At 70.2% G+C, this 19,010-nt stretch carries 21 protein-coding genes and 1 tRNA gene; 5 read left to right on the forward strand and 17 right to left on the reverse strand.

Translation table 11 applies throughout. The annotated features are described in order from the left end of the window. Positions 1-98: 98 nt before the first annotated feature. From ACVN90_RS15130 to ACVN90_RS15150, 5 genes are read right to left on the reverse strand one after another with little or no spacing between them, the layout of a single operon-like run. Positions 99-1,307: a substrate-binding domain-containing protein gene (locus ACVN90_RS15130; protein ID WP_475099037.1), complete on the reverse strand. Its 1,209-nt coding sequence runs from the start codon at positions 1,305-1,307 to the stop codon at positions 99-101. Between the two features lie 2 nt (positions 1,308-1,309). Then, complete coding sequence (locus ACVN90_RS15135) at positions 1,310-2,386, reverse strand: ABC transporter permease (RefSeq protein ID WP_475099038.1); 1,077 nt, start codon at positions 2,384-2,386, stop codon at positions 1,310-1,312. After that, on the reverse strand, positions 2,383-3,483 hold the full coding sequence (locus ACVN90_RS15140; protein ID WP_475099039.1) for an ABC transporter permease: 1,101 nt from the start codon (positions 3,481-3,483) through the stop codon (positions 2,383-2,385). Before ACVN90_RS15140 ends, ACVN90_RS15135 begins: the two co-directional genes overlap by 4 nt. Further along, positions 3,480-5,051, reverse strand: a complete 1,572-nt coding sequence (locus ACVN90_RS15145) for a sugar ABC transporter ATP-binding protein (protein ID WP_475099040.1) — start codon at positions 5,049-5,051, stop codon at positions 3,480-3,482. The genes ACVN90_RS15140 and ACVN90_RS15145 overlap by 4 nt, the downstream gene beginning before the upstream one ends. Further along, positions 5,048-6,154 carry a Gfo/Idh/MocA family protein gene (locus tag ACVN90_RS15150; protein ID WP_475099041.1) on the reverse strand — a complete coding sequence of 369 codons (1,107 nt, stop codon included), beginning with the start codon at positions 6,152-6,154 and terminating at the stop codon, positions 5,048-5,050. Before ACVN90_RS15150 ends, ACVN90_RS15145 begins: the two co-directional genes overlap by 4 nt. Positions 6,155-6,267: 113 nt before the next feature. On the opposite strand from ACVN90_RS15150, the gene ACVN90_RS15155 reads away from it, so the two are divergent. Continuing rightward, on the forward strand, positions 6,268-7,461 hold the full coding sequence (locus ACVN90_RS15155; protein ID WP_475099042.1) for an ROK family transcriptional regulator: 1,194 nt from the start codon (positions 6,268-6,270) through the stop codon (positions 7,459-7,461). Between the two features lie 129 nt (positions 7,462-7,590). Beyond that, positions 7,591-8,616, forward strand: coding sequence for an NADP-dependent oxidoreductase (locus ACVN90_RS15160; protein ID WP_475099043.1), 1,026 nt, complete (start codon positions 7,591-7,593; stop codon positions 8,614-8,616). 36 nt (positions 8,617-8,652) lie between these two features. Here the strand turns inward: ACVN90_RS15160 and ACVN90_RS15165 are convergent, their stop codons facing one another. Further along, positions 8,653-9,546, reverse strand: a complete 894-nt coding sequence (locus ACVN90_RS15165; RefSeq protein WP_475099044.1) for a LysR family transcriptional regulator ArgP — start codon at positions 9,544-9,546, stop codon at positions 8,653-8,655. A gap of 71 nt (positions 9,547-9,617) precedes the next feature. Between ACVN90_RS15165 and lysE the strand changes: the two genes are divergently transcribed. Next, positions 9,618-10,355 carry an L-lysine exporter gene (gene lysE / locus ACVN90_RS15170; RefSeq protein WP_475099045.1) on the forward strand — a complete coding sequence of 246 codons (738 nt, stop codon included), beginning with the start codon at positions 9,618-9,620 and terminating at the stop codon, positions 10,353-10,355. Positions 10,356-10,369: 14 nt separating this feature from the next. Here the strand turns inward: lysE and ACVN90_RS15175 are convergent, their stop codons facing one another. Further along, positions 10,370-10,723, reverse strand: a complete 354-nt coding sequence (locus ACVN90_RS15175) for an iron chaperone (RefSeq protein WP_475099046.1) — start codon at positions 10,721-10,723, stop codon at positions 10,370-10,372. A 63-nt stretch (positions 10,724-10,786) separates the two neighbouring features. Here ACVN90_RS15175 and ACVN90_RS15180 point away from each other — a divergent pair, with 63 nt between their 5' ends. Beyond that, a complete protein-coding gene (locus ACVN90_RS15180; RefSeq protein WP_475099047.1) occupies positions 10,787-11,062 on the forward strand; it encodes an acylphosphatase in 276 nt (91 codons plus the stop codon). Positions 11,063-11,068: 6 nt separating this feature from the next. On the opposite strand, the gene ACVN90_RS15185 is transcribed toward ACVN90_RS15180, so the two are convergent. The 10 genes from ACVN90_RS15185 to ACVN90_RS15230 form a co-directional block, all read right to left on the reverse strand. Further along, on the reverse strand, positions 11,069-11,884 hold the full coding sequence (locus tag ACVN90_RS15185; protein ID WP_475099048.1) for an amino acid ABC transporter ATP-binding protein: 816 nt from the start codon (positions 11,882-11,884) through the stop codon (positions 11,069-11,071). Continuing rightward, positions 11,871-12,539, reverse strand: coding sequence for an amino acid ABC transporter permease (locus tag ACVN90_RS15190; RefSeq protein WP_475099049.1), 669 nt, complete (start codon positions 12,537-12,539; stop codon positions 11,871-11,873). Before ACVN90_RS15190 ends, ACVN90_RS15185 begins: the two co-directional genes overlap by 14 nt. A gap of 71 nt (positions 12,540-12,610) precedes the next feature. After that, positions 12,611-13,411: an amino acid ABC transporter substrate-binding protein gene (locus ACVN90_RS15195; protein ID WP_475099050.1), complete on the reverse strand. Its 801-nt coding sequence runs from the start codon at positions 13,409-13,411 to the stop codon at positions 12,611-12,613. A 118-nt stretch (positions 13,412-13,529) separates the two neighbouring features. Continuing rightward, positions 13,530-14,576 carry an NAD(P)H-dependent flavin oxidoreductase gene (locus ACVN90_RS15200; RefSeq protein ID WP_475099051.1) on the reverse strand — a complete coding sequence of 349 codons (1,047 nt, stop codon included), beginning with the start codon at positions 14,574-14,576 and terminating at the stop codon, positions 13,530-13,532. Positions 14,577-14,801: 225 nt separating this feature from the next. Then, a complete protein-coding gene (gene rplA, locus ACVN90_RS15205; RefSeq protein WP_116195955.1) occupies positions 14,802-15,494 on the reverse strand; it encodes a 50S ribosomal protein L1 in 693 nt (230 codons plus the stop codon). Positions 15,495-15,507: 13 nt separating this feature from the next. After that, a complete protein-coding gene (rplK, locus tag ACVN90_RS15210; RefSeq protein ID WP_116195954.1) occupies positions 15,508-15,939 on the reverse strand; it encodes a 50S ribosomal protein L11 in 432 nt (143 codons plus the stop codon). Between the two features lie 154 nt (positions 15,940-16,093). Then, on the reverse strand, positions 16,094-17,170 hold the full coding sequence (nusG, locus tag ACVN90_RS15215) for a transcription termination/antitermination protein NusG (RefSeq protein ID WP_475099052.1): 1,077 nt from the start codon (positions 17,168-17,170) through the stop codon (positions 16,094-16,096). 84 nt (positions 17,171-17,254) lie between these two features. Further along, complete coding sequence (gene secE, locus ACVN90_RS15220) at positions 17,255-17,527, reverse strand: preprotein translocase subunit SecE (protein ID WP_116197035.1); 273 nt, start codon at positions 17,525-17,527, stop codon at positions 17,255-17,257. A gap of 90 nt (positions 17,528-17,617) precedes the next feature. Continuing rightward, positions 17,618-17,690, reverse strand: a tRNA-Trp gene (locus ACVN90_RS15225). Positions 17,691-17,865: 175 nt separating this feature from the next. Next, positions 17,866-18,303, reverse strand: a complete 438-nt coding sequence (locus tag ACVN90_RS15230) for a pyridoxamine 5'-phosphate oxidase family protein (RefSeq protein WP_475099053.1) — start codon at positions 18,301-18,303, stop codon at positions 17,866-17,868. A 64-nt stretch (positions 18,304-18,367) separates the two neighbouring features. Between ACVN90_RS15230 and ACVN90_RS15235 the strand changes: the two genes are divergently transcribed. Further along, a complete protein-coding gene (locus ACVN90_RS15235) occupies positions 18,368-19,000 on the forward strand; it encodes a hypothetical protein (protein ID WP_475099054.1) in 633 nt (210 codons plus the stop codon). The last annotated feature ends 10 nt before the right edge of the window (positions 19,001-19,010 follow it).

Genomic DNA, 19,010 nt, shown 5'->3' on the forward strand with positions numbered 1-19,010 from the left:
GCTCCTCTTCGTCGTCGGTCAGGCGCGTTTCGACTCGCTTCGCTCGCTCGACGACCGATCTTCCGGCCGTTGAGCGAGCGAAGACGGATCGCGTTGCGTTACGGGATCTGGCGTTCCTGCCAGACCTGCGGGTAGCCCGGCAGGTTCTCGCCGCCGAACTTCGCGTAGTGGCCGTCGGGCATGCCGTCGTTGGCTTCGAGCCACTCGTCGAGCTCACCCGCCTCGATCGGCACCTGCGGCAGCACCCACTCCTTCGGGACCTCCTCGCCGGCGAAGATCTTCTGCGCCGCCAGCAGCGGAGTGCGCCACTGGAAGTTCGAGTAGACGGGGGCGAGACCGGTGAGCTCCGTCTCCTTCCACTTGCGCAGGAAGCTCATCTCGTCCTCGCCCGTCATGACGGGGTAGTCGACGCCCGCGTCCTCGAAGGCCTCGATGGCGGCGACGGCGCCGTCGCCGGCGTCCATCCACACACCTGCGACATCTCCCTTGGCGAGTTCGTCCGAGATGATGCTCTTGATCTCGGCCGGGTCGGCGCCGGTGAAGTAGTCCACCGCCTCGATGCCGGCATCCGCGAACATCTTCTCGGCCGCCGCCCAGCGCTGCTCGAGCACGTCGACGCCCGGGAGGATGCGCAGGCCCACGACCTTGTCGCCCTCTTCGAGGTTGTCGATCAGGAACTGCGCCGTGTCGATGCCCCACGCGAAGCCGCCGATGGGGTGGATGAAGGTGACCGGGCAGTCGGTCTCGACACCGCGGTCGAACACGATCACCGGCTTGCCGGTGTCGCACGCGCGCTCGACCGCCGGGGTCATGGCCGCGGTGCTGTTCGGCGAGATGATGAAGACGTCGCAGTTGCCGTCGGAGATGAAGTAGTCGATGTCGGCGATCTGCGTGTCATCGGAGTCCTGTGCGTCGCGCGTCTCCATCTCGCTGATGGCACCCGCCTCCTGCAGCACCTTCAACTGCTCGTTCATGGTGATCCAGCCTGTCTGGCGCCACGGGTTAGAGATCGACGCGTTCGCGAAGCAGGCCTTCTTCGGCCCCGTGCTCGCGAACTCGGAGGTGTCGACCATCTCCGCGTCGATGTACTGCAGGTACGGCTCGTCCTCGGGGCCCTCGGGCACGACCTCGCGCTGGGCCATCTGGGTGTCGAACAGCGCCTGGTCGAACCACTCGTTGGCGCCGTCTTCCGTCGGCTCCGCGGTCGAGTCCGGTGGGGCCACGTTCGGGTCGGTCGTACACCCTGCCAGGGCGAAGAGGCCGACGAGCGCCACCGCGGTGGTGGCGATCTTCACTGATCGTCGCATTGCTAGCTCCTGTTGTTGTGTGCTGCGCCCTCGCCTGCGAGGGCCGGTGTTGCGGACGACTCCTCGGCGCCGTCGGGCGCGTCGGGTTCCTTCCCTGGTGAGGGAGGGGTCTGTGGGCCGCTGCGCCGTCGGGACCGGAACACCAGCCCCGAGTAGGCGACGGCGGCGATGATGATGACGCCCTGGACCGCGTCGCGCAGCGACGACGGCACCCCGGCGATGTTGAGCAGCAGGAAGAGCGCTTCGAGCACGAAGGCGCCGGCGACAGCAGCGACGATCCACCCGCGGCCGCCGCCGAGCACGACGCCGCCGAGCACGACCGCCGTGATCGCGACGAACTCGTAGCCGCGTCCGACCGACGGGTGCACGCCGGCGTAGCCGACGAGCAGCACCGCCGACACGGTCGCCGACAGCGACGAGATCATGAAGGCGCGCGTCGTGACCCACCAGTCGCGCGCACCCGAGTAGCGCGTCGCACGTGCGTTGTCGCCGATAGCGATCAGGAGCTTGCCCAGCGGGCGCTTGGTGATCCAGATGCCGAGGGCCAGCCACACCGCGAGGATCAGCACCGACCACGGCAGGAAGTCGATCACCGGAAGATCGCGGATGCCGCCGCGGCCGATCTGGCGGAAGCTGTCGGCGGGATTGCCCGTCGCCGCTCCGCCTGTCCACCACAGCACCAGGCCGAGGAGCGCGAGCATCATGCCGAGCGTCACGATGAACGACGGCACCTTGAGGAGCGTCGTGAGCAGTCCGTTCACGAGCCCCACGAACAGGCCGAGCACGATCATGAGGGCGAGCACCGGCACGGTGCGTGCGTCGTCCTGGCCGACGAGATTGCCCGCGATGATCACCTGCGCGGTGATGAGCGAGCCCTGCGAGAGGTCGAACTCCCCGGCGATGATGACGAAGTACTGGCCGATCGCGACGATCGCGACGGGCGCCACACGCTGGATGTAGCGCATGATCTGACCGGGCTCGGCGAAGTTCGGGTTCAGCACCATCACGGCGACCAGCAGGATCACCAGCAGCAGGAACACCGCGCCGCGCGGGCTGACGAGCGCCTTCAGGAACCTCATCGCGCACCTCCCTGGGTCGCGCCGCCGCCTTCGGCCGCCTCGGCCTCCGCTTCGAGGGCATGGGATGCTGCGGCCATCGCCGGTGCCGCGGCTTCGGCCTCCGCGTCGCCCCCGGTTCTGGTGCCGCCCGGCCCGAACCGCGTGCGGCGGCGGACGATCGCGCGACGGCTGTACACCGCGACCGCGGCCACGATGACGACACCGCGCACGACGTCCTTGAGGAACGGGTTCACCTGCATGACGCTCATGACGTTGTCGACGACCGCGAAGATCGCCACGCCGCCGATCGTGCCCCAGACCGAGCCCCGGCCGCCGAGGAGCAGCGTTCCGCCCAGCACGACCGCGGCGATCGACAGGAGCGCGTACCCGCCTTGCTGCCCCACGGTGGGGCTGCCGACGCCGAGCCGGCTCGCGAGCAGGAGTCCGGCGAGCCCGGCGAAGACCGAGCAGAGTACGTGCGCCGCGATGAGCGGCGGGCGGGTCCGCACGCCTGACAGGCGTGCGACCTCGGGGTCGCCGCCCACGGCGAACAGGTGGGCGCCGGTGCGGGTGCGGTCGAGCAGGAACCAGACCAGTGCGGCGAGCGCGATCATGATGATCGTCGAGACCGGCACCGGCCCGACGCCCGAGGCGCCGATGAGCTGGAACGCCCAGGGCACCGATCCGGCACTGCCCTGGAAGTTCGTGTTCAGCACGCCCTGCAGGATCAGTCCGACACCGAGGGTCGCGATGAACCCGTTGACCTTGAGCACCGTCACGATCAGGCCGTTCGCGAGGCCGATGACGGCGCACACCAGCAGAGTCAGCGTCACGGCCCACGGGATGTTCGCCGGGTTGCCGTTCATCGTCGTGGCACCGATGAGGCTCGCGAGGCTGACGACGTAGGTGACCGAGAGGTCGAGGGACGCACCGAGGATGACGAGGGTCTGCCCGATCGCGACGAGACCCAGCACGCTCATGCCGGTGAGGATGTCGCGGATGTTGCCGGGGCTGAAGAAGCTGCGACCGACCGTCGCCACGAGGATCGCGCCGATCGCGATGACGAGGATCAGGATGCCGAGCACGATCACGGTGGAATCGACACGCACGCGCTTCACGGGCGGCCCCCCTCGTCGTCGAGGCGAGGATCGTCGGGCACCGCGTCGGCCGCGGAGCCGGTGGCGGCCGCGAGCACCTCGTGCTCGGCGGATCCTGCCGGCAGCTCGGCGGCGAGCTCGCCGTCGCGCATGACCAGGATGCGGTCGCTCATGCCGATGACCTCGGGCAGTTCGCTCGACACCATGAGCACCGCCTTACCCTCGGCGGCGAGCTGGCGCATCAGCTGGTAGACGGCGACCTTCGCGCCGACGTCGATGCCGCGCGTCGGCTCATCGAACAGCACGATCTGCGGGTCGGTGACCAGCCACTTCGCCAGCACGACCTTCTGCTGGTTCCCGCCGGAGAGGAACCGCGCCTCCTGGTCGACGCCGCGCGACGACACCTCGAGCGAGCTCAGGATGCCGGGCACCCGCTTGCGCGCGGCGCCGGTGCGCCCGGCGAAGACGCTGCGCACCACGAGCAGGGAGTTGTCGAGCACGGATTGGCCGAGCGCCAGCCCCTGGGCCTTGCGGTCCTCCGTCACGAGCGCCAGCCCTGCCCGCACTGCCGCACGCGGACTGGTGAACCGCACTGATCGCCCGTCGAGGATCAAGCCGCCGCGGGTGAAGCCGTGCACGCCGAAGATCCCTTCGACGAGTTCGGTGCGTCCCGACCCCTGCAACCCGGCGAGCCCCACGATCTCTCCGGCGCGCAGCGTCAGCGAGACGCCGTCCACGTATTCGTTGCCGCAGTCCGTCAGCTCCAGCCGCGGCCCGCCGAGGGCCGTGCCGTCGACCGGGCCGGGGAAGTACGACTGCAGCGGGCGGCCCACCATGCGACGGACGAGTTCCGCGTCGGTGAGGTCGGCCGCGGCATCCGTCGACACCAGGGCTCCGTCCTTGAGGATCGTGATGCGGTCGCACAGGTCGAAGATCTCCTTCAGCCGGTGCGAGACGTAGATGACGGCGACGCCGCGCGCGGTGAGCCGGCGGATGATGGCGTAGAGGAGCTCGACCTCATGGTCGCTCAGCGCGGCCGTCGGCTCGTCCATCGAGATCACCCGCGCATCGAACGAGAGCGCCTTGACGATCTCGACGATCTGCTGCTCCGCGACGGTCAGCGACGAGATGCGGGCACCCGGATCGATGAACGAGACGCCGAGGCCGTCGAGCAGCTCGCGCGTGCGGCGCTGCATGCCCTTCTTGTCGATGAAGCCGCCGCGCCGCGGCTCGCGGCCGAGGAACACGTTCTGCGCGACGGTGCGCTCGGGCAGCAGGTTGAACTCCTGGAAGACCGTGACGAGGCCCGCGTCCATCGCCTGGCGCGGGTGACCCCACGCGACCGGCTGCCCCTCGAACTCGACAGTTCCGGCGTCGGCGTGATGAACGCCGGCCAGCACCTTCATGAGCGTGGACTTGCCCGCGCCGTTCTCGCCGACGAGGCCGTGCACCTCGCCGCGCCGGACGTCGAGGTCGATGTCCGACAGGACGCGCACCCCGAAGAACGACTTCGAGATGCCGCGGGCGCGCAGCACCACGTCCGAGCCGCCCGGGGGCACGGGCGTGTCGGCGAGCATCGTGTCGGTCATGCCGGCACCTCGATCCAGGTTCGGGTCTGGGCGGATTCGAGCACGGCCGCGGTGAGGACGGCGGCGCGCAGGCCGTCGGCGAACGTCGGCAGACCGTCCGGCTCATCGCCGCCGATGGCCGCATACACGTCCGCGACGAAGCCGTCGAAGGCGTCCTGATATCCCATCGGATGCCCCGCCGGCACCGTCTGCAGCCGCGCGGAGTCGGGGTGGTCGGTGCTGGGGTCCCGCAGCACCAGCCGCGAGCCCTTGCGCGCCCCGACCCAGAGCTCCTCGGGGCGCTCCTGGTCGAAGCGCAGGCTCCGGCGGGTGCCGTGCAGCTCGAGGACGAGAGCGTTCTTGCGGCCGGGGGCCATCTGCGACACGAGCAGCGTGCCGAGCGCACCCGACTCCGTCTCGACCAGCAGCGCGGCGACATCCTCGTTCGCGACCGACCGGCCCGCGCGCTCGTCGAACACCCGGCGGGTGCGGGCGGCCACGCGAGCGATCCGCTCCCCCGTCACGAACTCGACCAGGTCGCACAGGTGCGAGCCGATGTCGGCGAACGCGCGCGACGGGCCACCGGCCGCAGCATCCGCTCGCCAGTCGTCGTCGTTCTGCCGCAGCATCCAGTCCTGCAGGTACGAGCCGTCGAGCGAGATCAGCGTCCCGATCCGGCCGGCGGCGACGCGCGCCCGGGCCTCGCGGACCACCGGGTGGTACCGGTACACGAAAGGCACTGCGGCGACGGCGCCCGTCGCGGCGGCGTGCCGGGCGAGCGCCCTCGCGTCCGAGACAGACGTCGCGAGCGGCTTCTCGCACACGACGTGCTTGCCGGCGGCCAGGGCCGCCTCGGCGAGCGCCGCGTGGGTGGCGTTGGGGGTGCAGATGTGCACGACATCGACATCGGATGCTGCGATCACACCGGCTGCGTCGTCCTCGACCCGTGCGACCCCGAGCTCGCGGGCCACCGATTCCGCGCGCCCGCGGCTGGAGGAGGCCACCGCCGCCAGCCGGGCACCCGCCCGCCGCGCGGCGGCCGCATGGACGCGCCCCATGAACCCGCCGCCGACGAGTCCGGTACGGACCGTTCCGACGACAGTGTCGATGACTTCCGTAGTCATGCGGCGATCATGGCACGCACCGTCGGACTTTTGCTAGTGGTTCGTCAAAAGTGATCGGGTTGTGATCTCAAGTCGTGCTGACTTCGCTCAGAAGCCCGTGCTTTACTGTCGCCATGGTCGATGCAGTGCGCGGCAGCGGAGCCGCAGGAAGCACCGGCGCGGGTGAGATCTTCCAGATCCTCCGCGACGGCCATGCGCGCACGAAAGCCGAGCTCGCGATGCTGACGGGCCTCGCCCGGTCGACGGTCTCGAGCCGCGTCGACACCCTGCTGGCCTCGGGACTCCTGCGCCCGGCGGGAGAGGCAGCCTCCACCGGCGGCCGCCCCCCGGCCCGCGTGGCGTTCAACCCGCTGGCGGGCGTGGTGATCGCCGTCGACCTCGGGGCGACCCACGCGACGGTTGCCGTCGCCGACCTCGCGGCGAGCATCCTCACGTCGAACACGCACCCGCTCGACATCGCCGACGGCCCCGAGGCCGTCCTCGACGCGGTGATCTCGGAGGGGTCGGCACTGCTCGATCAGCAGGGCATCGCCGCGTCGCAGGTCGTCGGGGTGGGCATCGGCGTGCCCGGACCCGTCGAGCACTCGACCGGCCGTCCGACGAACCCGCCCATCATGCCGGGGTGGGACCGCTTCGACGTGCCGCACTACGTGCAGCGCGCGTTCGACGTGCCCGTGCTCGTCGACAACGACGTCAACATCCTCGCGCTCGGCGAGCAGGCGCTCAGCTGGCCCGGCGTCGCCGACCTCATCTTCGTCAAGGTGTCCACCGGCATCGGCGCCGGCATCATCTCGGGTGGCGCGCTGCAGCGGGGCGCCCAGGGGTCGGCGGGCGACATGGGGCACGTCCAGGTGCCCTACAGCCATGACTCGCCGCGACCGCCCGGCGACCAGCGCGACCTCGAGGCGGTGGCGAGCGGCACCGCGATCGCCGCCGACCTGCGTGCGCAGGGCATCGAGGCCGCGGGAAGCGCCGACGTCGTCACCCTCGTCCGCGCGGGACATCGGGCCGCGATCACGGCGACCCGGCAGGCCGGCCGCGAGGTCGGGGAGGTGCTCGCGACCGTCGTCAACATGCTGAACCCGTCGGTCATCGTCATCGGGGGCAGTGTCGCCCGCGCCGGAGAGCACCTGCTCGCCGGCGTGCGCGAAGTCGTGTACCGCCGGTCGATCCCGCTCGCCACGCAGCACCTGGGCATCGTGCAGTCGCAGGCCGACGAGACCGCCGGTGTGCTGGGGGCGGCGATCATGGTCACCCAGCAGGTGCTCTCCCCCGCGGCCGTCGAGATCCGCGCCGCGCGCGCGTGACAGCGGAGATCGACGTAATGCGACACCGGTAGCACCCGCGTAACACGGGCGAGACGAAGGCAGGGTTGACTGTAGCCACGGGGTTCAGTTCTGGTGCCGAAGGCGGCACCCCCGCGGAAGGAGCGCACGATGAGGATCCGACCGCTGCGATCGGCACCCGAGACCCCGCTCGCGCCCGTCGAGGCGCCGCCCGCCGACATGACGGCGATGGTCGTGGACGCCCCCGGTGACGCGGACGCGTTGCGCGCAGCATCCGTCCCCGTCCCCTCGCCCGTGCTGAGCGAGCTCCTGGTGCGGGTCGTCGCCGCGGGCGTCAACCCGATCGACGCCAAGACCCGAGGCGGCAGGGGCGTCTCGGGCGCCATTGCGGCCTACCCCGCGACCCTGGGCTACGACTTCAGCGGCATCGTGGTGAAGAGCCCCTACGAGGCGCACCCGCTCGCGCCCGGTACCGAGGTGTTCGGCATGACGTCGTTCCCCCGCACCGGGGGGTCGTACGCCGAGTACGTCGTTGCACCGTCGCAGTCGGTCGCACGCAAGCCCGCCGCCCTGTCGCACGTGGAGGCGGCCGGCGTGCCGTTGGCCGCGCTCACCGCCTGGGGCCTCGTCGTCGAGACCGCACACGCGCACGAGGGGCAGCGCGTGCTGATTCACGCCGGAAGCGGCGGAGTCGGCCACTTCGCGGTGCAGTTCGCCGCGTACTTCGGGGCGCATGTCACGGTCACAGCGTCGGGGCGCAATGCGTCGTGGCTTCGTGAACTCGGTGCGGCCGTCGTGATCGACTACACGACCACACGGTTCGAAGAGGTCGTCGGGGAGGTGGACGTCGTCATCGACCTCGTCGGCAACGTCTACGCCGACACCGGCACACGCTCGCTCGAGGTGCTCCGACCGGGCGGGCTCTACGTGCTCGTTCCGACCGGATCGTGGCCCGGCTACGCCGAGGCGGCGGCCGAGGCGGGCGTGCGCGCCACCTCGTACAAGGTGATCCCCGACGGCGGCGCGCTGGCGACCATCGGCCGCCTCCTCGACTCCGGCTCCGTGCAGGTCTACATCGAGCAGGTCTTCGACCTCGCCGAGGCGTCCGCCGCGCATCACGCGATCGAGACAGGCCACACGCGCGGCAAGGTCGTGCTCCGCGTCAGCGACGGCTGACCCGCTCCCGCTCCGGCTCGCCGCGCCCGCCCCGCGTCACCGCGAGGGGGCGAGCACGCGGCGCCCCTCGGCGACGACCGCGTCGGCGATGGCGTCCAGCAGCGGCGAGCGCAGATTCCACTGCTGCCAGTGCAGGCCGACGTCGACGGGCGGACCGCCGAGCAGCACGAGGTCGCCGCGCTCGAGGGCGTCGTGCGACTGGAAACGCGGCAGCATCGCCCACCCGAGCCCCAGGCGCACCGCCGACGCGAAATCGTTCGATGCGGGCACGTAGTGCCGCGGCGGCTCTGCGGGGTCGACGCCCTGCTGTGCGAGCCACTCGTTCTGCAGGTCGTCGCGCCGGTCGAAGTCCACGAGCGGCGCGTTCGCCAGCGCCGCCGCACGGTCGCCGGCGAGCCACCGCGCCGCGTACGCGGGCGTGGCGACCGCCTCGTAGCGCATCGCCCCGAGCGCCGACGAGCGGCATCCGGCCACCGGCGCCGCGCGCGAGGTGACCGCGCCCATCACGGTTCCCGATTCGAGCAGCCCCGCGGTGAAGTCCTGGTCGTCGCGGTGCAGATCGAAGACGACGGGATGCTGCTCCGCCAGCCGCGCGAGAGGCTCGAGGAACCACGTGGCCAGCGAGTCGGCGTTGACGGCGAGCGGCACGACCGTGAGTGCCGCCGCGTCGTCGCCGGCGCCGAGCTCGGCGAGGGCGTCGTGCTCGAGCAGCGCCGTCTGCCGCGCGAGCCGGATCACCGACATGCCCGCCTCCGTGGGCCGCACGGGCTTGGAGCGCACGAGCACCAACCGCCCGAGCTGCTCCTCGAGCGCCTTGATGCGCTGGCTGACCGCTGACGGCGTGACGTGCAGCCGCCGCGCGGCCGCGTCGAGCGTGCCCTCGTCGACGACGACGGCCAACGTCTCTGCCAGCTCGAACGGAATTCGCATCTTCAGTTCTGCTAATGGTACTGAAGATCCATGAGCTGGACTACGGATGCTGACGCTCATACCGTCGAAGCGTGCTCTCCCCCGTCCTCGCCGGCCTCGGCCTCGGCTTCTCGCTCATCATCGCCATCGGCGCCCAGAACCTGTTCGTCCTGCGCCAGGGCCTTCGCCGCGAGCACGTCCTCGCCGTCGCGGCGATCTGCGCGATCTCGGACGCCGTCCTCATCGCGCTCGGCATCTCGGGCATCGGGTTCGTGCTGCAAGCCGTGCCGTGGCTCGTCGATGTCGTGCGCTGGGCTGGTGCACTCTTCCTGGTGACCTACGGCGTGCTGGCCGCGCGGCGGGCATGGCGCCCGTCGGGCCAGGCGCTCGGCGTGGGTGACACCGCGGGCCCCGCCTCCCCCGCGGCGCACCAGGGCGCACCGCCCGCGCACACGCACACCGGCGACGCGCTCGAACCCGATGCCTCCGCGTCCGCCATACGCAGCGACATCCGCACCGCCCCCGCTCCCGCCGCGCGCGCCCGCCTGATCCCGGTGCTGCTGACCTGCCTCGCCCTCACGTGGCTCAACCCGCACGTGTACCTCGACACCGTCTTCCTGCTCGGCACCGTCGCGAACACCCACGGCGACCAGCGCTGGCTCTTCGCGGCCGGCGCCATGGCCGCGAGCGTCATCTGGTTCTTCGGCCTCGCCTTCGGCGCGCGTCTGCTCGGCCGCTGGCTGTCGACGCCACGCGCCTGGCGCATCCTCGACGCGGTGATCGCGGTCGTGATGATCGCCCTCGGCGTCTCGCTCGTGCTCCCCCACTGAGCGGGCCGCGGCCGTCAGCCGTCGATCTGCTCCTTGCGGGCGAGCACGAGAGCACGAACGACCTCGTCCGGCAGCGGATGCTCGGGCTGGTAGCGGATCGTCCCCTTGTCCAACCCGATGCCGGGGTGCCCGGCGAGCGCGTCAGCGACGGCCGACACCGCGGCCGGACTGAACGGATACACGCCGATGTGCTTCTTCGCCCGCATGACCGACACCAGCGGCTTGCCGCGGTACACGAGTGCCGGCATCCCGTATCCGAGCCCCTGCTCCGCTTCGGGCGCCTCTTCCCGCGCGAGCGCGTAGATCCGCTCGACCGACGGCCGGTCGGCCGCGTCGAGTCCTGCCAGGAGTTCGTCGACGGTTGCCATGTCGGCATCCTGGCCGACGGCCCCCGGTCGCGGCAAGCCGCGTGCGGCGGCAAGATGGGCGGCATGAGACGCGTGCACGTGACGGTCCGCGGCGATGTGCAGGGCGTCGGCTACCGCTACACGATGCGCATCGTCGCGCGCGAGGTCGGCGCTGCCGGTTGGGTGCGCAACCGTCGCGACGGGTCGGTCGAGGCCGAGGTCGAGGGCACGCCGGGTCAAGTCGACGAGGTGCTCGCGTGGATGGCCGAAGGCCCACCCGGTTCGCGCGTCGAGCAGGCGACGGTGACGGATGCTGCCACCACCGGTGAGCGCGGCTTCGAGGTGCGTCCCACCGGCTGAGCCGGGTCATCCGTCGAACGGTCGCAGGATCCTGTCGATGAAGCGGCGCGTGCGCTCGTGCTGAGGTCGGCTGAACAGCTCCTTCGGTGCACCGCGCTCGAGGACGGAGCCGCTGTCGAAGAACAGCACCTCGTCGGCGACCTCTCGGGCGAAGGCGAGCTCGTGCGTGACGATGACCATCGTCCACCCCTCCTCGGCGAGCTCCTTGAGCACGAGCAGCACCTCGCCGACGAGCTCGGAGTCCAGGGCGCTCGTGGGCTCGTCGAAGAGCAGCAGCGACGGCTGCAGGGCGAGCGCGCGCACGATCCCCACCCGCTGCTGCTGTCCGCCCGAGAGTTCGAACGGGTACGCGTCGCGCTTCTCGCTCAGCCCCACGCGATCGAGGAGTGCCTCGGCGCGCGCGATCGCCTCGGCCCTCGGCACGCGGTGCGCGTGGATCGGCCCTTCCGTGACGTTCTGCAGCACGGTGCGGTGCGGGAAGAGGTTGTGGTGCTGGAACACCATCGCGGAGCGGTCGCGCAGCGCGATCTTGTCGGCCTTGGAGACGGATGCCGCGAAGTCGACCCGGGGCCCGTCGGCGAAGGCGACAGTTCCGGCCTCGGGCGTCTCGAGCCCGTTGAGAGAGCGGAGCACCGTCGTCTTGCCCGAGCCGCTCGGGCCGATGAGTGCGACGACCTCGCCCCGGCGCACCTCGAAGTCGACGCCGTCGAGCACGCGGTTCGCGCCGAACGTCTTGGTGAGGCCCGACACCTCGAGCAGCGGGCGATCGTCGGCGGGAGCCGGCGGGGCGAGCGCGTCGTCGGTCGGATCAATGGGCGACATAGCGGTCGAGCCTCCTCTCGAGCGCGCTCTGCCCGGTGGAGAGCACGAGGCAGATCAGCCAGTAGATGAGGGCGGCCTCGAGGTAGATCGCAAGGACTTCGAACGAGAACGCGGCGATCTGCTGGGCCTTGCGGAACATCTCGGTCACGAGGATGGTCGACGCCAGCGACGTGTCCTTGACGAGCGAGATGAACGTGTTCGACAGCGGCGGCACCGACACCCGCGCCGCCTGCGGCAGCACGATCCGAGCCAGGGTCTGCGTCTGCGAGTACCCGACGGTGTGCGCGGCCTCCCACTGGCCCTTGGGAACCGACAGGATCGCTGCGCGCACGATCTCGGCGGCGTATCCGCCGACGTTGAGCGAGAACGCGATGATCGCGGCCGGCCAGGGGTCGATCACGATGCCCACCGACGGCAGCCCGTAGAAGATGACGAACAGCTGAACCAGCAGCGGCGTGCCCCGGATCACCGAGACGTAGAACCGGGCGACGCCCGACAGCACGGGATTGCCCGACAGGCGCAGGAGCGCCACGGCGATCGCGATGACGAGCCCCAGAGCGAACGAGGAGAGGGCGAGCGGGATCGTTCCGGTGATCGCGGCGAGCAGCAGCGGCCAGAACGAGTCCACCAGCAGCGCCCAGGTGGTGCCGTCCATGCGGGTCCTCCCTTTGCGGCAGACGACGCCACCGCCCGCCCACGGTAGGACGAGCGGCGGCTCGAGGGCTACTACTGGGTGACGTCGGCGCCGAAGTACTTCTCGCTGATCTCGGCGAGCACGCCCTCTTCGCGGAGCTCCGCGAGGGCTCCGTCGATCGCCTCGGCCAGCGCGTCCTTGTCCTTCGTGAACGTGAACGCGCTGAGGCTCGGCTCATCGGTCTCGGCCGCGATCTTGAGGCCGGTGGCGCCCTCGGTCTTCTCGTAGTCGAGGTAGGTCAGGCTGTCGTTGATCGTGGCATCGACCCGGCCCTGCTCGAGGAGGGCGACGGCCTGGGCCCAGCCCTCGACGGCCTCGACGGTGGCGCCGCTCTCCTGGGCGAGCTCGTACCAGTTGCTCGTGAGCGACTGCGCGGTGGTCTTGCCGGCGAGGTCGTCGAAGCTCGTGATCGAGTCGTCGTCCTCGGGCACGACGATCACACCCGGCGAGACGGTGTACGGCTCGCTGAAGAGGTACTTCTCCTCGCGCTCCGGGTTGATCGACACCTGGTTGGCGATGACGTCGAAGCGGCCCGCGTCGAGGCCGGCGAAGATCGCGTCCCACTGCGTCTCCTGGAACTCGACCTCGAGGCCGAGCTTCTCGGCGACCGCCTCCGCGATCTCGACGTCGAAACCGACGAGCTCGCCGGACTCGTCGTGGAACGAGAACGGGCGGTACGTGCCCTCCGTGGCGACCGTCAGTGTGCCGGCCGTCCCCAGGCCGTAGTCGTCGCCCTCTGCGGTGGTGGCGGGGTCGGCGGAGCCGCTGCTGCACGCGGTGAGGGCGAGGGCTGCGGCGGCGGTGAGGACGAGTGCGGTGATGCGGCGTGACATGTGAGGATTCCCGGGTGGTGCGGCGTGCTGTGTGCGATCCGCCGTGAACGACGGACTTTCCAGTACAACACGGTCACGGCGATCGGGGGCCGTCGTTGCGCTTTGTTGCCGGGACCTTTCAGGTGGGCAGCCCCGCGACGAGCTCTCCGAACACCTCGGCCGCGTCGTCGCTGGGCGCGAGCCCCGCGGCCTGGCCGGCCCACAGCGACACGAGGTCGCCGTCTCCGCGGCGCCCGGCCTCGGCCCGGAACTGCCCGGTGAGCCAGTTCTGCGCGGGGAACGGCGCGATGATCCCGGTCGTCTCGATCTCACGCATGGCGCGATTCGGGATGCCGCGTGCCAGGCGCCCGCTCATGGCTCGGGTGAGCACGGTCGCGGTGTCGGCGGCCTCCGCGATCGCGTGACGGTGCGCCTCGGTGGCGGCCGACTGGCGCGTCCGCAGGAAGGCCGAGCCCACCTGCACGCCCGACGCGCCGAGGGCGAACGCCGCAGCGACCCCGCGTCGGTCGGCGATGCCCCCTGCCGCGATCACGGGAACGTCCACGGCGTCCACGACCTGCGGGACGAGCGCGAAGGTGCCGACGAGCGACTGCTCCGCAGGTCGCAGGAACGACACCCGATGCCCGCCCGCCTCGGCGCCTGTGGCGACGACCGCGTCCACCCCGGCCGCCTCGAGGGCGACGGCCTCCGCGACGGTGGTGGCAGTGCCGATGACACGGATGCCGCGGCTGCGCGCCGCGGCGACCACGTGCTCCGACGGCACGCCGAAGACCACGCTCAACGCCGCGGGCGCAGCATCCATCACCGCCGTCAACTGCGAGTCGAGATCGGGCAGGAACTCGATCGGAGGCGTCGGATGCGCGAGCCCCAGCTCGTCGTAGAGCGGTGCGACGGCTTCGATCGCCGGCTTCAGGTCGACCTCCCCCGGGGTGACCTCATCGCCCGTCGGCAGCCACAGGTTGACCGCGAACGGGCGCCGCGTCGCAGAGTGCAACGCGGCGATCGTGTCGCTGATGCGGTCGGCCGAGTAGCCGTAGAGCCCATACGAGCCGAGCCCGCCGAGCTCGCTCACCGCGGCCGTCAGCTCGATCGACGACAGTCCGCCGAAGGGGCCGAGCACGATCGGCGCGTCGATTCCGAACAGGTCCTGCAGGGTCTTCGACATGTCTCCGACGCTACTCCCGCGGTCGCGGAAGCGGCGCGATGGCGCGTACACGGAATCGGAGGTTCTGCGTGACACGCCGGGTCACCCCACATCCGTCTGCCGGCGTGTCGTGCGCATCCTCCGATTCTGTGCGCGTGCGACCGCACCCGGAAACGACGAAGGGGCCCCACCCGAAGGTGGAGCCCCTTGCGTCGCGACCCGCAGGTCGCTGAGCTTGTCGAAGCGTCAGACGATCGCGTTGACGTCCAGCGGGATGCCGGGGCCGAACGTGGTCGACACGGCGCCCTTCTGGATGTAGCGGCCCTTCGAGCTCGACGGCTTCAGGCGCACGATCTCCTCGAGCGCGGCCTTCAGGTTCTCGTCCAGCTGCTCGGCCGAGAACGACGCCTTGCCGACGACGAAGTGCACGTTGGCGTGCTTGTCGACGCGGAACTCGATCTTTCCGCCCTTGATCTCCTCGACGGCCTTGGCCGGGTTGGGGGTCACGGTGCCGGTCTTCGGGTTGGGCATGAGGCCGCGGGGGCCGAGCACCTTGCCGAGACGGCCGACCTGGCCCATGAGCTCGGGCGTCGAGACGGCCGCGTCGAACGCGGTCCAGCCGCCGGCGACCTTCTCGATGAGCTCGGCGCCGCCGACCTCGTCCGCACCCGCGGCGATCGCGGCCTCAGCGGCCGGACCCGTAGCGAACACGATGACGCGGGCGGTCTTGCCGGTGCCGTGCGGGAGGATGACGGTGCCGCGCACCATCTGGTCGGCCTTGCGGGGGTCGACCGAAAGCTTGAGCGCGACCTCGACGGTCGAGTCGAACTTCGCCGAACCGGTCTGCTTCGCGAGCGCGACGGCCTCGGACGGGGTGTAGAACTTGTCCGCCTCGATCTTGGCGGCAGCGGCCTGGAAGGCCTTGGACTTGGTAGCCATGTTTCCTATCCCCTCAGTCCTCGACCGTGATGCCCATGGAACGGGCGGTGCCGGCGATGATCTTCGAGGCGGCCTCGATGTCGTTCGCGTTCAGGTCGGGCTGCTTCTGCTCGGCGATCTGACGGACCTGGTCCTTGGTGAGCTTGCCCACCTTGGCCGTGTGCGGCGTCTTCGAGCCCTTCTGCACACCGGCAGCCTTCTTGATGAGCTCAGCGGCCGGCGGGGTCTTCAGGATGAACGTGAAGCTGCGGTCCTCGTAGACGGTGATCTCCACGGGGATGACGTTGCCGCGCTGCGACTCGGTCGCGGCGTTGTACGCCTTGCAGAACTCCATGATGTTGACGCCATGCTGACCGAGCGCGGGGCCGATCGGCGGCGCCGGGTTGGCGGCACCGGCGTTGATCTGAAGCTTGATCAGGCCGGTCACCTTCTTCTTCGGTGCCATTCTTCTTCCTTTCAACGAACGGATTCAGATCTCTTTACAAGCGGTAAAGGGATCTTTCACCCGGTTCTCCCGCGAATCCGGCGGATCCGGAACGCGGTGTCGCACGCGCGCGCTCAAGGCGCGCGCAAACCTGCATAGTCTACCAGCAGCAGGCTTAAAGCTTCGTGACCTGGTCGAACGACAGCTCGACCGGGGTCTCGCGCTCGAAGAGCGAGACGAGGACCGTGAGCTTGCCGCTCTCGGGCTTGATCTCGCTGATCGTGCCGGGCAGGCCCGCGAACGAGCCCTCCTTGATCGTGATGGTCTCGCCGACCTCGAAGTCGACCTCGGCGGGGACGACGCGGGCCGCGGCGGCGGCGCCCTTCTTGGCCGCACCGCCCTTGGCGCCCGCGACCTCCTTGACCTCGACGAGGCTCTTCAGCATGTTGAAGGCCTCTTCGAAGCGCAGCGGCGTCGGGTTGTGGGCGTTGCCGACGAAGCCGGTCACGCCGGGCGTGTGACGCACGACCGACCACGTGTCTTCGTTGAGTTCCATGCGCACGAGCACGTAGCCGGGGATCCGGACGCGCGTGACCATCTTGCGCTGACCGTTCTTGATCTCGACGACGTCCTCCATCGGGACCTCGATCTGGTAGATCTCCTCCTCGACCTCGAGCGTCGACTTGCGCTGCTCGATGTTGGCCTTCACCTTGCGCTCGAAGCCGGCGTAGGAGTGGATGACGTACCACTTGCCCGGGAGGGTGCGCAGGTCTGCGCGGAAGGCCTCGTAGGGGTCCTCATCCGCGTCCTCGTCCTCGACGTCGTCGATGACGGCGGCTGCGGCGTCCACGTCGGCGACGAAGTCCTCGTCGAGCACGGGTTCGTCGTCGTCGCCGTTCACGTCGGGACCGTCGTACGGGGTCACCTCGTCGGCGGCTTCGGCCTCGCGCTCGGCGACCTCCTCCGCGATGGAGTCGTTGATGACCTCGGCTGCCGCCTCGGTCTCGGCCGTCTCGTCGAGGTTGAGAGCGTCGTTCACGATGGCGTCGGCCTCCGGGTCGTCGATGTCGATGTCGTCCAGGTCGGCGTCGTCCTCATCGGAGTCGTCGACGATGTGGATGGCGACGTGCTCGGCGGCCTCGACCGACCGCTCCTCCGCCGCGAGGACGTTGCCCTCCTGAGCTTCGTCGTCCTCCGACGACTGCTCGGCGGCCGTCGCCCAATCGGCGTCGTCGACATATCTTTCAGTCACGTGAGTTCTCTTCCGTTCCGTCCGCTGCCGGACCTTCCGGTCCGCCCGTGTCATGCTCCCGCTGCGAGCCGGGAGCGCTCGGGATCAGGCGCCGGGGACCCCGAAGACGTACGACGTGATCCACACGAACAGCACGTCCAGGCCGTAGACGAGCGCCATCATCACGACGACGAAGCCCAGCACCACCGCCGTGTACTTCAGCAGCTCCTGGCGCGTCGGCGTGACGACCTTGCGGAGCTCGGCGAAGACCTGGCGCACGAACAGGGCGATGCGAGCGAAGACGTTGGGCTTCTTCTCGCGGGGCGCGGTCGTTCCCTCAGCGGAGACGACTTCGCCCTTCGGCTCGTCCTGAACCATCGATGCCACCTGATTACCTTCCGTGGGCCGACACGGGTCGGCACACTGTGTTGTCAACCACCGGTATGTGACCGGTGTTGCGCTGACGCGCAGGGCGGACAGGAATCGAACCTGCAACCTGCGGTTTTGGAGACCGCTGCTCTGCCAATTGAGCTACCGCCCTAGAGACCCGGAGGTCTCGTGAAGCCCGCACTCTTCCCCTCTCACCGCGGCTTGAGGATCCGTACCCGAGCACCGGGCACGGCGAAAGAATGCAGATTTCGACTGCACGATCCAGTGTACGGCATGCCCAGGGACCCCGCGAACCGAGGGGGCCCTGCACGCGTCCGGACACGGGGTCAGTATTGCTGAACGCCGTATCGGTCGGGCTCGGGTGCGCGCTCGAAGGCGCGACCCGAGAGCGACGTCGCCTCGACGCGGACGTACGTGTACTTGAGCGTCGGGATCCAGGGTTTGAGCCCGAGGCCGTCGGCCCGCTCGACGTCGGCGGAGCGCTCGAGCGGGTGCGCCCGGCCCCGCACGATGACGCTCCACGCGTCGGTCTCGGTGTGGTCGTCGACCTCGAAGAGCACCTCGTCGTTGATCGTCAGCTCGAACAGCTTGCTCCCCTGTGCCGTGCGGAAGAGCACGCTCTGGCCGTCGACGACGTAATTCACGGGGAAGATGTCGAGCACGTCGCCGACCTGCGTGACGAGGCGGCCGAGCTCTTGCGTGCGAAGGCGCTCCCAGCACTCTTCATCGGAGAGGAAGGCGACGGGGTCCGGTGTGTCTGCCATGTCTCCATCCTGGCGCTCACGCCCCGCCGGCGACACCCCCCGATGACGGCATTACCATTCCGGCATGACTCTCGCGCAGACCCGGCTCGATGACCTCTGGGACTTCTCCGACGCGGCCGGCTCCGAGGCGCGGCTGCGCGCGGCGGTGGAGGAGGAGACGGATGCTGCGACCCGCGCCGAGCTCGAGACCCAGGTCGCGCGGGCCCTGGGCCTGCAGGAGCGGTTCGACGAGGCCGATGCCGTCCTCGACGCGGTCTCCATCGAGGACTCCGCCGTCGCCGCGCGCGCGGCCCTGGAGCGCGGTCGCGTTCGCAATTCGGCAGGCGACGCCGAGGCGGCGGTGCCGTACTTCCTGGCGGCCGCGGACGCAGCATCCGGCGACGGACTGACGTTCCTGCAGATCGACGCGCTGCACATGCTCGCGATCGCGGAGCCCGATCAGGCCGACGAGTGGACGTCCGCCGCGCTCGAAGCGCTCGATGGCGTCTCGGATCCGCGCACGCTCCGCTGGAACGTGTCGCTGCACAACAACGCCGGCTGGCGTCTCCTCGACGCCGGGCGCGTCGACGAGGCGATCGCGCAGTTCGAAGCGGCACGGGATGCTGCGACCCGCTGGGGCACGCCGCAGCAGGTCCAGTGGGCCGACGAGGCCCTCGCCGAGGCGCGCGAGGCCGCGTCCGGATCCGTGAAAGGGTAGACCTCCGCCG

The sequence above is a fragment of the Microbacterium sp. F01 genome (assembly GCF_056156365.1).